Annotated in this window: 8 protein-coding genes; 4 read left to right on the top strand and 4 right to left on the bottom strand. The window is 45.0% G+C overall.

The genetic code is table 11. From position 1 onward, the window contains the following. The first annotated feature begins 387 nt into the window (after positions 1-387). Together rne and R7O03_RS10110 are read left to right on the top strand one after the other, a co-directional pair. The gene (rne, locus tag R7O03_RS10115; protein ID WP_262660021.1) at positions 388-3,462 is read left to right on the top strand and encodes a ribonuclease E; all 3,075 of its coding nucleotides are present in this window, start codon (positions 388-390) and stop codon (positions 3,460-3,462) included. Between the two features lie 332 nt (positions 3,463-3,794). Beyond that, complete coding sequence (locus R7O03_RS10110; protein WP_005380840.1) at positions 3,795-5,354, top strand: SulP family inorganic anion transporter; 1,560 nt, start codon at positions 3,795-3,797, stop codon at positions 5,352-5,354. 60 nt (positions 5,355-5,414) lie between these two features. Here R7O03_RS10110 and R7O03_RS10105 read toward each other — a convergent pair whose 3' ends face one another. Then, the gene (locus R7O03_RS10105; protein WP_033905751.1) at positions 5,415-5,864 is read right to left on the bottom strand and encodes a low molecular weight protein-tyrosine-phosphatase; all 450 of its coding nucleotides are present in this window, start codon (positions 5,862-5,864) and stop codon (positions 5,415-5,417) included. A gap of 117 nt (positions 5,865-5,981) precedes the next feature. On the opposite strand from R7O03_RS10105, the gene cobO reads away from it, so the two are divergent. Continuing rightward, a complete protein-coding gene (gene cobO, locus R7O03_RS10100) occupies positions 5,982-6,587 on the top strand; it encodes a cob(I)yrinic acid a,c-diamide adenosyltransferase (protein WP_005380837.1) in 606 nt (201 codons plus the stop codon). A gap of 62 nt (positions 6,588-6,649) precedes the next feature. Here cobO and R7O03_RS10095 read toward each other — a convergent pair whose 3' ends face one another. The 3 genes from R7O03_RS10095 to apbC all read right to left on the bottom strand — a co-directional run bounded on the left by R7O03_RS10095 (position 6,650) and on the right by apbC (position 10,824). Continuing rightward, complete coding sequence (locus tag R7O03_RS10095) at positions 6,650-8,737, bottom strand: AsmA family protein (RefSeq protein ID WP_308386777.1); 2,088 nt, start codon at positions 8,735-8,737, stop codon at positions 6,650-6,652. Positions 8,738-8,925: 188 nt separating this feature from the next. Beyond that, positions 8,926-9,567, bottom strand: coding sequence for a uridine kinase (udk, locus tag R7O03_RS10090; protein WP_005380833.1), 642 nt, complete (start codon positions 9,565-9,567; stop codon positions 8,926-8,928). 180 nt (positions 9,568-9,747) lie between these two features. Further along, positions 9,748-10,824: an iron-sulfur cluster carrier protein ApbC gene (apbC, locus tag R7O03_RS10085; RefSeq protein WP_138939567.1), complete on the bottom strand. Its 1,077-nt coding sequence runs from the start codon at positions 10,822-10,824 to the stop codon at positions 9,748-9,750. Positions 10,825-10,986: 162 nt separating this feature from the next. On the opposite strand from apbC, the gene metG reads away from it, so the two are divergent. After that, positions 10,987-13,062 (top strand): methionine--tRNA ligase, encoded by a 2,076-nt coding sequence (gene metG, locus R7O03_RS10080; RefSeq protein ID WP_318131694.1) that lies wholly within the window; start codon positions 10,987-10,989, stop codon positions 13,060-13,062. The last annotated feature ends 57 nt before the right edge of the window (positions 13,063-13,119 follow it).

The following is a 13,119-nucleotide window of genomic DNA, read 5'->3' as shown; positions in this document are numbered from 1 at the left end:
GATAGCCACGCGCACTGCTATAGTTCACAGCTGCTAAGGAAGGTTTGGTTACATTTTATTCATTACCAATCATTTATCCTCAAGCAATGTGAGTAGATCGTTGAAGGTCGAGTGCAGCATTGGCGTGAGACACATCGAATTCAACACTCTTGCCACCCTACTCCTCGCATATTCACGTTGAGTACCTACCGCCCAAATAGCGGGTCACAAGTCTACGTTTCCAACAGAAACCACAAGAGGCTTGTGATGACTGAAGTGCCCGAGAGCATCCCCTTCCAGCCGGGAGGCTGCAAAATACAAGCCATGGGATCAGGCACCGTGAAAGAGCGAAAAAACAGTGGCAAGTCGACAAGAAAGATATAAAAGAAAAGACAACGAGAATTTTCAATGAAAAGAATGTTAATTAACGCAACTCAAAAAGAAGAGTTGCGTGTCGCTCTGGTTGATGGCCAGCGACTTTTCGATCTTGATATCGAGAGTCCAGGTCATGAATCTAAAAAAGCGAATATCTACAAAGGACGTATCACACGTATCGAACCAAGCTTAGAAGCCGCATTTGTTGATTACGGCGCCGAGCGTCACGGTTTCCTCCCTCTCAAAGAAATTGCCCGCGAATATTTCCCTGAAGGTTACACCTACCAAGGTCGTCCAAGCATCAAAGAAGTGCTAACGGAAGGCCAAGAAGTTATCGTTCAAGTGGAAAAAGAAGAACGTGGAAGCAAGGGCGCAGCTCTTACTACTTTCATTTCTCTTGCTGGTAGTTACCTTGTTCTGATGCCTAACAACCCTCGTGCTGGCGGTATTTCTCGTCGAATCGAAGGTGACGAGCGTACTCAACTAAAAGCCGCATTAAGTACTTTGGAACTGCCTCAGGGCATGGGCCTAATCGTACGTACTGCTGGCGTTGGCAAGAGTGCTGAAGAGCTTGAGTGGGATTTGAATGTACTACTTAACCACTGGGGTGCAATCAAAGGTGCAGCGGACTCTAACCCTGCTCCATTCTTAATCCACCAAGAAAGTAACGTTATCGTTCGTGCAATCCGTGACTATTTGCGTCGTGATATTGGCGAAATCTTAATTGATAGCAACACCATCTACGAACGTGCAAAAGAGCACATTCAATTGGTGCGCCCTGATTTCCTTAACCGCGTTAAGAAATATGAAGGCGAAGTTCCACTATTCAGCCACTACCAAATCGAAAGCCAAATTGAATCGGCTTTCCAACGTGAAGTGCGTCTGCCATCTGGTGGTTCTATTGTTATTGACCCGACTGAAGCACTAACGTCTATCGATATCAACTCTGCTCGTGCAACCAAGGGCGGCGATATTGAAGAAACAGCTCTAAACACGAACCTAGAAGCAGCCGACGAAATTGCTCGCCAATTGCGTCTACGTGACTTAGGTGGCTTAGTGGTTATCGACTTTATCGATATGACCCCAGTTCGTCACCAACGAGAAGTAGAAAACCGTCTACGTGAAGCCGTTCGCCTTGACCGCGCTCGTGTACAAATCGGTCGTATTTCTCGCTTTGGTTTGTTGGAGATGTCACGCCAGCGCTTGAGCCCTTCTCTTGCAGAAGCAAGCCATCACATCTGTCCTCGCTGTAGCGGAACTGGTGTCGTTCGCGACAACGAATCTCTAGCACTTTCTGTACTTCGTTTAATTGAAGAGGAAGCGCTAAAAGACAACACAGCACAAGTACTTGCAGTCGTACCTGTGCCAATCGCCTCTTACTTATTGAACGAAAAACGTCGTTCAGTAAACCATATCGAACGCATTCAAGAAGTGAAAATTACGGTTGTTCCTAACTCTGATATGGAAACACCGCACTTTGAAGTTATCCGTGTTCGTGAAGGCGAAGAGTTCGATCTGATTTCTTACCTACTTCCTAAAAAACTGGAAGCAATGAAAGAAGCGGAAGGTAAAGAGCCAGCGGAAGTTGACGTAAAACCAAAACGAATTGAAGAGCCAGTTCTTAAAGGCTTTGCGGCTCCGTCTCAAACCGCACCTGCACCAGCAGCTAAACCAGCTCCTGAGGCGAAGAAGAAAGAACAAAACGTTGAACAAGAAGAGAAACCTGGATTGTTCAGCCGTCTGTTTAAAGCACTTGGTAGCTTCCTATTCGGTGGTTCTGAAGAAACAAAAGAAGAACAGAAACCTCAGGAAGAGAAAAAACCAAATCGCGATAATCGACGTAACAAACGTGATCGCAACGATCGTCGTCGCAATAACAACCAGCGCGATAATCGTGATAACCGCGACAATCGCGATAACCGACGTCGTCGTAAGCCTCGTGATGAGCAGGCTAATGAGCAAAACGAAGCTCAACAACAAACAAATAAACCGCAAAACCGTAACCAAAAGCGTAAACCTAAAGCTCAACAGGCAGATAAAGCCCAAGAGCAGAAAGCAAACGCAAAAGTAGCGGAAAAAGGTCTGCAGCTAGCAGCGGAAGCTCGTACTGAAACAAAACCAGAAGAGAGCAAACCGAAGCAGCAAAATGCGAAAGCAGAAAAAGTGAAAGAGCGCCGCCAACGTCGCAAATTGAACAAGTCTGTACGCGTTAAGGACCAAGAAGCGATTGAGAAGAAAGCCGAAGAAACAGCGGTTAAGACTCAAGAAACGGTTGAAGCTAAAGTTGAAAAGCCAACAGAAGCAGCGGTAGAGGCACAGCAAGACAACAAGCAAGCAGAGTCTAAGCAACGTCGTAATCGTCGTTCGCCACGTCACCTGCGTGCAAGCGGCCAGCGTCGTCGCCGTGGCCGTGATCGCCGCCCTAACCCGTTCCGCCTACGTAAGGGAGGTGTCGCTTCTCCTGAAATGGCTATGGGTAAAGTAATGCCACGTTACATTCCGAAACCAGCACCTAAGAAGGAAGAGCGAGTTAAGGAAGAAGCTGTAGCAGCAGTACCTACAATCCAAGGTGGCTTTGCGTGTCCAGAAATGGCAATGGGTAAAGTGATTATTCGTCGCGAGCAACCTGTCGTAACAGATGCGCCAGTTGTTGAACACAAGGTTCAAGAAACCGTTGAAGCGAAAGTGGAAGCTCCAGTAGTAGAAGCACCTGTTGTTGAAACAGTAATCGCAGAAAAAGCTGAATCGGCAGTAGTAGAAACAGCATCGGTAGAGCCTATCGTTGAAACTCCTGTAACTGAACATGCTGAACCGGTTGATGTCATTGTAGAAACGGCACCTGCTGAAGAGCCTATCGTTGAAGCAGCAAAAGAGATTGCAGCCGAAGCGCCAGTAGATAAACCAGAGCCTAAAGTCGAAGCCATTAAAGTTGCGGCTAAGCTAAACGCTAGCGCACCGATGACGAAAGCACCTGGCCCTCAAGAGCTACGCGAAATCACGGTTGCAGCAGCACCGTTCAAAACCGAACGTTACCAAGCTAAAGGTGCTGGTAGCCAAGTGGCTAAAAACCGTGCATCGGCAGAGATGACAAAGCCTAACTTTAACTAGGCTAAATCATTACGTTCAACTGCTTAACGGCATAAATAAATTAAAGGCTACCATCTGGTAGCCTTTTTTATCTTCATATTTGCCCAATAAATTGTTCATATAAATACCGATTCGTGATCACATTTGTACGCCATTATTCGTATCATTCTTGAACTTAATCACACTTTTCGGTAGCATGCGCCGACTCAAGTTTTCGACACCATTCTGATGCTGCTCTTTTAATACTACGGTTTACACTGCAATGTTTGATTAAAAATCAACCTTCCAGTGGCTTGTGCAAATACGAATATGTGTCGGGTTTAACTCATTGCAAAGAGAACTTAAAAACAAACATGTTCGAATTTCCCCAATTTTCTAAGCACTCCGTAAAAAATGATGTGCTATCAGGCTTAACCGTTGCGCTAGCATTGGTTCCTGAAGCTGTCGCATTTGCGTTCGTCGCAGGCGTAGATCCGATGGTCGGTCTTTACGCTGCATTCATCGTTGGTCTTATTACTTCCATTTTCGGTGGTCGTCCTGGCATGATCTCTGGTGCAACAGGTGCCATGGCAGTCGTAATGGTTTCGCTTGTCGCGACTCACGGTGTCCAGTACCTATTCGCAGCCATCATGCTCGCTGGTATTCTTCAAATTGCCGCTGGTATGTTTAAATTGGGTAAGTTCATCCGTATCGTACCTCACCCTGTGATGATCGGTTTTGTGAACGGTCTGGCTATTGTTATCTTCCTAGCTCAGTTGGGTCAGTTTAAAGCGCCAGACATCAACGGCATGCTTACTTGGCTACCACAAGACCAGATGCTGCTAATGCTTGGTTTGGTTGCGCTGACTATGGCAATCATTCACTTTCTACCAAAAATCACAACAGCTGTACCCTCTTCACTTGTTGCGATCGTAACGGTGACGGCTTTAGTGGTTGGCTTGGATCTGGAAACTCGCACTGTTGTTGACTTCCTGCGTACAATGTCTGGTGATGAAGCTGCAACACTCGCAGGTTCACTACCAACCTTCTCTATTCCTGCGGTACCATTTACACTAGAGACACTACAAATCATTCTTCCATACGCGATCATTCTCGCGGCCATTGGTCTAATTGAATCTCTACTAACACTGACAGTTTTAGATGAGATGACGAATACTCGTGGTCAATCTAACCGCGAATGTATCGGTCAAGGTATGGCAAACATGACGTGTTCTGTGTTTGGCGCAATGGGTGGTTGTGCGATGATTGGTCAGTCGATGATCAACGTAAACTCAGGTGGTCGCGGCCGTCTATCTGGTATCGTTGCGGCTATCGCTCTATTGATGTTTATCTTATTCGCTTCTTCGCTAATTGAAATGATCCCACTCGCTGCTCTGGTTGGTGTGATGTTCATGGTTGTCATTGGTACATTCGAATGGGCAACATTTAAGCTAGCACGCCGCGTACCGAAGCAAGACTTCTTCGTTATTGTTCTTGTGACCGTTGTTACTGTTCTTACTGACCTTGCTGTTGCCGTAGCGGTTGGTGTTATCGTTTCTGCATTAATGTTTGCATGGCAACACGCTAAGCACATCTATGCCGACACGTGCTTAAACGAGGAAGGTTCAAAAGAGTACAAGATTCACGGCCCTATTTTCTTTGGCTCTGCGGCTAACTTCCTGGAGTTGTTTAACGCGCCTGAAGATCCAAAAGATGTGATTGTCGATTTTGCAGACTCTCGCGTGACAGATCACTCTGCAATTGAAGCCATTGAAACACTGGCTGAGCGTTACAATGCTCAAGGTAAAACGCTACACCTTCGTCACCTAAGCCCAGATTGTCGTAAACTTTTGGACAAAGCTGGCAGCTTGGTTGAAATTAACGTGAAGGAAGACCCAAGCTACAAAGTCGCAACCGACATACTAGCGGGTTAACACGAATAAAAAGGGATGAGCTGAGCTCATCCCTTTTTCTATTGTCTTCAAGCACGGCGATTATAGCTTCTTCAAAATTGCGTCTGATGCCTCTTCGATTAAATCAAGCACCAGTTCAAAGCCATCTTCCCCACCATAATATGGGTCCGGGACTTCGTCGTAAACTGACTCAGAATGACTTAAAAATAACGATACTTTGTGTCGATACTTCAACGGACAAATATCCAATAAATCGGCCAAATTTGCTTTATCTGCGGCTAATATAAGGTCAAACTTTTCAAAGTCATCAATGGTGACTTGGCGCGCTTGCATTCCTTTAAAAGAATAGCCTCGCTGCTTTCCTGCTGCCATCGCTCTTGAATCCGGTCGGTTTCCTGCGTGGTAGCCAATTGTACCTGCCGACTCAACCTCTACTTCAACGCCTAGCTTTTGAGCTTTCACTCTTAACACTGCCTCTCCAGTTGGTGACCGACAAATGTTTCCCATACAAACAACAAGTATTTTCTTCATTTTATTCCCTGAATTATCGGTGGTTTTTCTTCACGATATGTTGGTCTATCATAGCGAGATAAATCAATGAACCCAAATTAGCTTGGGCACAGCACGAAAAGGAATTGAGGAAGTATTATGTCTATCGAAGAAAATAAAGAAGCACGCCATAAAGCTCGCCAACAAAAAGTCAAAGAACAGGTAGACGCAAAAATCGCTGCTGCTCAAGAGGAAAAAGGTCTGCTACTGATCATTACCGGAAATGGTAAAGGTAAATCGACATCAGGATTCGGTACGATCGCACGCGCAGTGGGTCATGGTTTGAATTGTGCTGTCGCGCAGTTTATTAAAGGTACTTGGGACAACGGTGAGCGCAACCTACTTGAGAAACTCGGCGTTGAATTCCAAGTAATGGCAACCGGCTTTACGTGGGAAACTCAAAACAAAGCCGCTGATACCGAAGCAGCGCAAGGCGTATGGCAAGAATGTAAGCGCATGCTGCAAGACGACTCTATCGATGTCATCTTGTTTGACGAGCTAACTTATATGGTGAGCTACGGCTACATCGACTTAGACGAAGTGGTCGAAGCACTGAGCAACAGACCTAAAATGCAGTCGGTTATTATTACTGGGCGTGGCGCACATCGAACCCTGATTGAAATGGCCGATACCGTTTCTGAAGTGAAAAATGTAAAGCACGCATTTGAATCTGGCGTAAAGGCCCTCAAAGGCGTCGATTGGTAACACTCGCAGAGTAATTTAAAAAGGGTTGGCAAAATGCCAACCCTTTTGATTTTCACGCACGGTTAGTTGAAAAGATTCTTCAATAAACCATCGACCGCATCTTTGGTTTTCTCGTCTTTGATTTTGTCCGTTAGCTTCTCCACGCCACGATCGATTTCTTTTTGAGCTTTCTGCTTCAGAACATCATCGAATACGAGCTTGAATTTAGGATCTGCCCACTTACCAGACACATTGATTGGAATCGTGATGTCTTTCAGCTCATCTATATCTTTACCGCCCTGGCCTTCTAGGCTGCCTACAACTGACGTGCTGATAGTAAAGTCGACTGTTTCATTGATGTAGTTTGCGGTACCTTTACCACGAACACGTAACAATGGAGACTGAGCTTGCATATTATCCGTTGATACTACACCTTTGTTGAGTTTCAATGTCGCCGTCATCGCACTGAAGTCTGTTTTCTTAGCTTCATTGGTGCCTTCAACTTTTTGCCCTTTAAATTTCGCATAGTTTTCACGAATCAACTGAGCAACGTTGATGCCATTCACCGCACCGTCAGCAAAATTGATAACAACCGTACCAGATAGATTCTTCTTGATACCGGTAGGCGTGAGACTCTTACCTGTAACATTCACATCAATGTTACCTGTCCCTTCAAGTTTGTCGTTTTCAGCAACGTCTATAAGTAGCGGTTGAACTTTCACGCCTTTGATTGACTTTTTAACGCTGTAAGTCGCTGGTGATTGGCGTGCATCTAACTTCGCTGTCGCTGAGATTGAGCCTTGGTACAACTTCGAACTAAATGATGTAAGCTCAAACACGCCACGATTTACAGTGAAGCTCGTTTTTACCGCTTCCATCTTCGCATTTGCCGCTTTGAATTTGTCGATGGTAATGTCACCCTTTACATCTAACGCTTTCAACGCAGACAAATCAGGCTCAACCTCAGGTCCGGCAGGAGCACTCTCGCCACCAGAAGCAGGCTTATTACCTTCGGCAGCTTGCTTATCTAACCCTAAGAACTCATCAAGATCGATATTGGGGCTATGGAGAGCAAAGCGTACTTTAGGAATATCACCGAGTGTCACATCTGCCTTACCATCTAGGGCGATAGCATTCGCTGTTAACTTCTCTAGAACAAAACTCAGATGGTTTTTCGTTAGGTCGAAAGACAGATCAGACACCATGTCGACTTTCATCTGGGACTGAGGTAAGGCATCACCCTCAAAAGTCGATTTAAGAGTTAACTTATCCAACTGTACTTTGCTGATAGCCTTGTCCACGCTAAGTTGACCAGCACCCTGCATATCTAACTTCATACCACCAGCGTCACCCTTAATGGCATAAGTCAGGTTATTTACTTTATCGAATTCAAACGTGTCTAAACCGATCGTTGCCGATTCAATTTTATTGGCAGGGTCAGAGTATGTCGCATCAAAGTTGATGTTCTTTAGCGCGTAGTTTGCCAAACCTTTTTCTAGCTTAAAGTCTGCCTGACCTTTCGCGGTGAACTTTTGGTCGTTCATTTCGCCCTTCACGCCAAAATCAGCCGTTGTCCAGTTGTCAAAAGCGAATTCGGAAAGGTTTAATGAAATATCATAAAGTTTGGTGTAACTACCGGCTTGCTTATCCTGCATTTCTAATGAACCGTTAGAAACCGTAACGCCAGCAAGATTAATACTCCAATCAGAACCAGAAGTTTGCGTTTCACCATTTTGCGTAGGCGCAGCATTGCTCTCTTGTTCTGCTTGTTGTGTTTGGGCTTTCGTCAATGCATCAATATTCTTGCTGCCATCTTTCTTGGTTTCAATGTAGAACTCAGCACCATCAAGCGTGACGTTTCCAATTTCAAGCTGCTGACTAAAAAGTGGCATAACAGAGATGTCTACACCAACGGTATCAACTTTGAATAAATTGGGTTTACTAAAGCCTTGTGGGTTTCGCAATTCTGTATGTCCCAACTCAAAGCCAATCGATGGGAAAAATTGCCAACTGATATCCCCTTCAATCACCAACTCTAATCCCGTTTGCTTTTGCGCTTGCTCAACAATAAGGGGTTTAAACTGATTCGGATTGACGAAGATGGTTAACGTTAAAATTGCGACCAAAATGACCACAATCGGTATTGCTAGAATTAAGAGCAGTTTCTTCATTTGTTTTTCCTTGCTCGAGTGTTTTTACAATTATAAGCGCAGACTCCATTTACCGCTGACAGTTCCACAAAAGCGTGAAAAGTGTCTGGTTTTAACCTGCAACTGACTAATTTAAAAACAAAAAAAGAAGTGGCACTTAAGGTGCCACTTCTTCTCTTAAAAATAAAGCGATATAGCCGTCTATAGGCTTAAGCTTTCAAAAGTCTTGCAATGTGAGCTTTTAATACATCAATTGCGATACGGTTTTTACCACCGCGAGGAACAATAATGTCCGCATATTGCTTAGAAGGTTCGATAAACTGCATGAACATCGGACGTACTGTTTGTTGGTATTGCTTAAGAACAGACTCCATAGTTCGGCCTCGTTCTTCCACATCACGCTTAACACGGCGAAGCAAGCAAATATCTAACGGTGTGTCCATAAATACTGTCGCATGCATCAAATCACGAAGACGAGGGTCTGTAAGAAGAAGGATACCTTCTAGAATGATCACCTTTTTAGGTGTCATTGTGGTGGTGTTAATTGTTCTTGTGTGCTCAGTGTAGCTGTACTCAGGCACTTCTACTGCTTCACCACGTACCAATTTTTCTAGGTGCTCACACAGTAGGTCGTGGTCCAACGCACTCGGGTGATCGTAGTTCGTCTTTACTCGCTCTTCCATGCTTAGGTGGCTTTGGTCGTTGTAGTAGCAATCTTCCGTGATGACACCGATTTGATGATCGCCTACTTTCGCGCGAAGCTCATTATAAATAGTGCTCGCGATCAGACTTTTTCCAGAAGCAGAAGCGCCAGCAATACCTACGATGACGCATTGATTATTATCAGACATTAGTTTGCACCCGATGATGATTTCTAGTCACATAAAAAGATAAACTGCCTGATTATAGGGAGTTCACCCCATAGTTACTAGTTGGAATTAGGGTTTAGTCATAAGTTTCTGCCTGCTCAGAGGATTAACCTCCGAGCAAACGTTAAAATGTGCAATTATCAACCAACAGGCATAGTAAACTTAGTTCACCATTGTAAAGCTAATCGCATCTGGTTTTGCTTTGCCTTGCCAAAACATCGTGCTACATACGCGATCGGCAAGTTGCTTATAATACCCTGCATGCTCACTTTCTGGGCGTCTTGCTACTGTTGGCACGCCAGCGTCAATATCTTCTCGCATAGAGATATGAAGCGGAACTTGTCCTAACAATGCTAAGCCAAATTCTTGCGACATTTTTTCAGCTCCGCCCATACCAAAAATATGCTCTTTCGCGCCACATTGACTACAAATGTGATAACTCATGTTTTCCACAACACCAATAACCGGGACATGGACTTTGTTAAACATTGCCGCTCCCTTCCTTGCATCGGCAAGGGCTAAATCTTGCGGCGTTGTGACTAGCACGCTACCTGTTACCGGAATTTGTTGTGACAGAGTCAATTGAATATCCCCCGTACCTGGCGGCATATCAATCACCAAATAATCCAAATCTGGCCAATCTGTTTCAGTTAATAACTGCGACAACGCTTTTGAAGCCATTGGACCACGCCATATCGCCGCTTCTGATTTATCCACCAAATAACCGATAGAATGAGTATAGATGCCGTGAGCAAAAATGGGTTCCATCCACTTGCCATCACGAACTTCTGGTTTAGCATCTTCTTGCCCCAACATCATAGGTACAGACGGACCATAGATATCTGCATCCAACAATCCCACTTTCGCCCCAGATTGAGCAATTGCCAACGCTAAATTAACTGCGGTAGTAGATTTACCAACGCCACCTTTCGCAGAACTGACGGCAATGATGTTCTTAACACCCTTAACCGAGTTAGCCACTTGAGTTTCTAAAGCTTTAACTCCAAGGCGAATATTAAATGGGAATTCAGCCACTTTACCCGAGGCTTGCTGCTGTTTGATCCAGTCATGCAGTACGGTTTGAAGCTCATTACTTGCGAATGGCAACGTTATATCAATAGAACCCTGTGTCGTAATCGAAATTACGCCATGAATATCTGCCCAGTTTTCCACCAACTGTGGATGTTGGAATTGGTTAAACCAGTGACAAAAATCTTGTTTTGAAGTGAACTGATGCATAAGCCCTCCTTTTAGATGTCATGCTACCACCGTCCAGGCTCAACCAGAACCCCAAAAAAACTAAGGCATTCCGCAGTTTGACACCTTGGAGTTAGTCAGTTCATGGGGTAGTATTATCCATCAAAATTTATTTATACCTATCAAGAAAAGCGAATATTAAGTATGGCAAACGATCCAAAAAACTTTCCGTCAAGGAAAATGCTGGTAACTTGTGCCCTTCCGTACGCTAACGGTTCGATCCACCTTGGTCATATGCTTGAGCATATCCAAGCGGACATTTGGGTTCGTTACCAACGCCTACGCGGCAACACTGTAAACTTCATCTGTGCTGACGATGCTCACGGCACGCCAATCATGCTTAAAGCGCAACAGATGGGTATTACTCCTGAAGAAATGATTGCCGCAGTTAGCGAAGAGCACCAAAAAGACTTCGCTGGATTTGATATCAGCTTTGATAACTACCACAGCACACACTCAGATGAGAACCGTGAGCTAGCGTCACACATTTATCTTGAGTTGAAGAAAAATGGCTTTATCTCTAGCCGCACTATCTCTCAGCTGTTCGATCCAGAAAAAGAGATGTTCTTACCGGACCGTTTCGTAAAAGGTACCTGTCCAAAATGTAAGTCTGAAGACCAGTACGGTGACAACTGTGACAACTGTGGTGAGACTTACAGCCCAACAGAACTGATCAATCCTAAATCTGCGGTTTCTGGTGCGACGCCAGTAATGAAAGATTCAGAGCACTTCTTCTTCGACCTACCTCAGTTTGAAAGCATGCTAAAAGAGTGGACTCGCTCTGGCTCGCTACAAGCTGAAACAGCGAACAAAATGCAAGAATGGTTCGAATCTGGTTTGCAGCAATGGGATATCTCACGTGACGCACCATACTTTGGCTTCGAGATCCCTGGTGAGAAAAACAAATTCTTCTACGTGTGGCTAGACGCGCCTATCGGCTACATGGGCTCTTTCAAAAATCTATGTGACAAGCGCGACGACCTAGATTTCGACGAGTATTGGAAAAAAGACAGCTCAGCAGAGCTGTACCACTTCATCGGTAAAGACATCGTTTACTTCCACAGCCTATTTTGGCCAGCAATGCTAGAAGGTTCTGGCTTCCGCAAGCCTAACAACGTATTCGTACACGGTTACGTAACCGTAAACGGCGCGAAAATGTCGAAGTCTAAAGGTACGTTCGTAAAAGCAAGCACTTACCTAGAGCACCTAGACCCTGAGTGTCTACGTTACTACTACGCTGCGAAGCTAAACAGCCGTATCGATGATCTAGATCTTAACCTTGAAGACTTCACTCAGCGCGTAAACGCTGACGTTGTTAACAAGATCGTTAACCTGGCATCTCGTAACGCAGGTTTCATCGCGAAACGTTTTGAAGGCAAACTGTCTGAGAACTTTGCAGAGCCTGAACTTTACAACGAATTTGTTGCTGCTGCTGACCGTATCGCTGAGCTTTACGAAACGCGTGAGTTTGGTCGTGCAATCCGTGAAATCACGGCATTGGCAGACAAAGCTAACCAATACGTTGATGATAAAGCACCGTGGGTTGTAGCAAAAGAAGAAGGCAAAGATCAGGAACTACAAGACATCTGTTCTGTCGGTATCAATCTATTCCGTGTACTGATGACTTACCTGAAACCAGTAATGCCATCGCTAGCTGCGCGTACTGAAGCGTTTCTAAACCAAGAGCTAACTTGGGAAAACATCGCTGCTCCACTAACAGGCCACGAGATCACTAAGTTCAAAGCACTGTTCAACCGTATCGATCCGAAGAATGTTGAAGCGATGATCGAAGCGTCTAAAGAAGATGCGGCGGCAGAAATGGCGGCGAAAGAAAAAGCCGAAGCGGAAAAGAACAAGGCTAGCCAAACTGAGCTAGATAAAGATCCAATCGCTGAAGAGATTGAGTTCGACGCTTTTGCTGCAGTAGATATGCGTATCGCTCGTATCATCTCTTGTGAAGAAGTACCAAAAGCCAACAAACTGCTTAAGTTCCAATTGGACATCGGTGGTGAAACTCGTCAGGTGTTCTCTGGTATCAAGTCAGCGTACAAACCTGAAGAGCTAGAAGGCAAGCTAACCGTAATGGTCGCTAACCTAAAACCTCGTAAGATGAAATTTGGTATGTCTGAAGGTATGATCCTAGCGGCAGGCCCTGGTGGTAGCGACCTGTGGATCCTTGAACCACACGAAGGCGCTCAACCTGGCATGCGCGTAATGTAAGTTGTAGCTTTACAATCAAATTTAAAAAGTCCTCGCCAGTTCAGCGGGGACTTTTTT

It is taken from the genome of Vibrio sp. Vb2960, from assembly GCF_033337665.1.
GTDB lineage: Bacteria > Pseudomonadota > Gammaproteobacteria > Enterobacterales > Vibrionaceae > Vibrio > Vibrio alginolyticus.
This window is presented reverse-complemented; position numbering and strand designations above follow the sequence as displayed.

Bases quoted from the DNA above. Each gene is read 5' to 3' on its own strand.
- udk (WP_005380833.1), bottom strand. From the start codon at position 9,567: ATGTCTGATAATAATCAATGCGTCATCGTAGGTATTGCTGGCGCTTCT.
- apbC (WP_138939567.1), bottom strand. From the start codon at position 10,824: ATGCATCAGTTCACTTCAAAACAAGATTTTTGTCACTGGTTTAACCAA.
- R7O03_RS10105 (WP_033905751.1), bottom strand. From the start codon at position 5,864: ATGAAGAAAATACTTGTTGTTTGTATGGGAAACATTTGTCGGTCACCA.
- R7O03_RS10095 (WP_308386777.1), bottom strand. From the start codon at position 8,737: ATGAAGAAACTGCTCTTAATTCTAGCAATACCGATTGTGGTCATTTTG.
- rne (WP_262660021.1), top strand. From the start codon at position 388: ATGAAAAGAATGTTAATTAACGCAACTCAAAAAGAAGAGTTGCGTGTC.
- metG (WP_318131694.1), top strand. From the start codon at position 10,987: ATGGCAAACGATCCAAAAAACTTTCCGTCAAGGAAAATGCTGGTAACT.
- R7O03_RS10110 (WP_005380840.1), top strand. From the start codon at position 3,795: ATGTTCGAATTTCCCCAATTTTCTAAGCACTCCGTAAAAAATGATGTG.
- cobO (WP_005380837.1), top strand. From the start codon at position 5,982: ATGTCTATCGAAGAAAATAAAGAAGCACGCCATAAAGCTCGCCAACAA.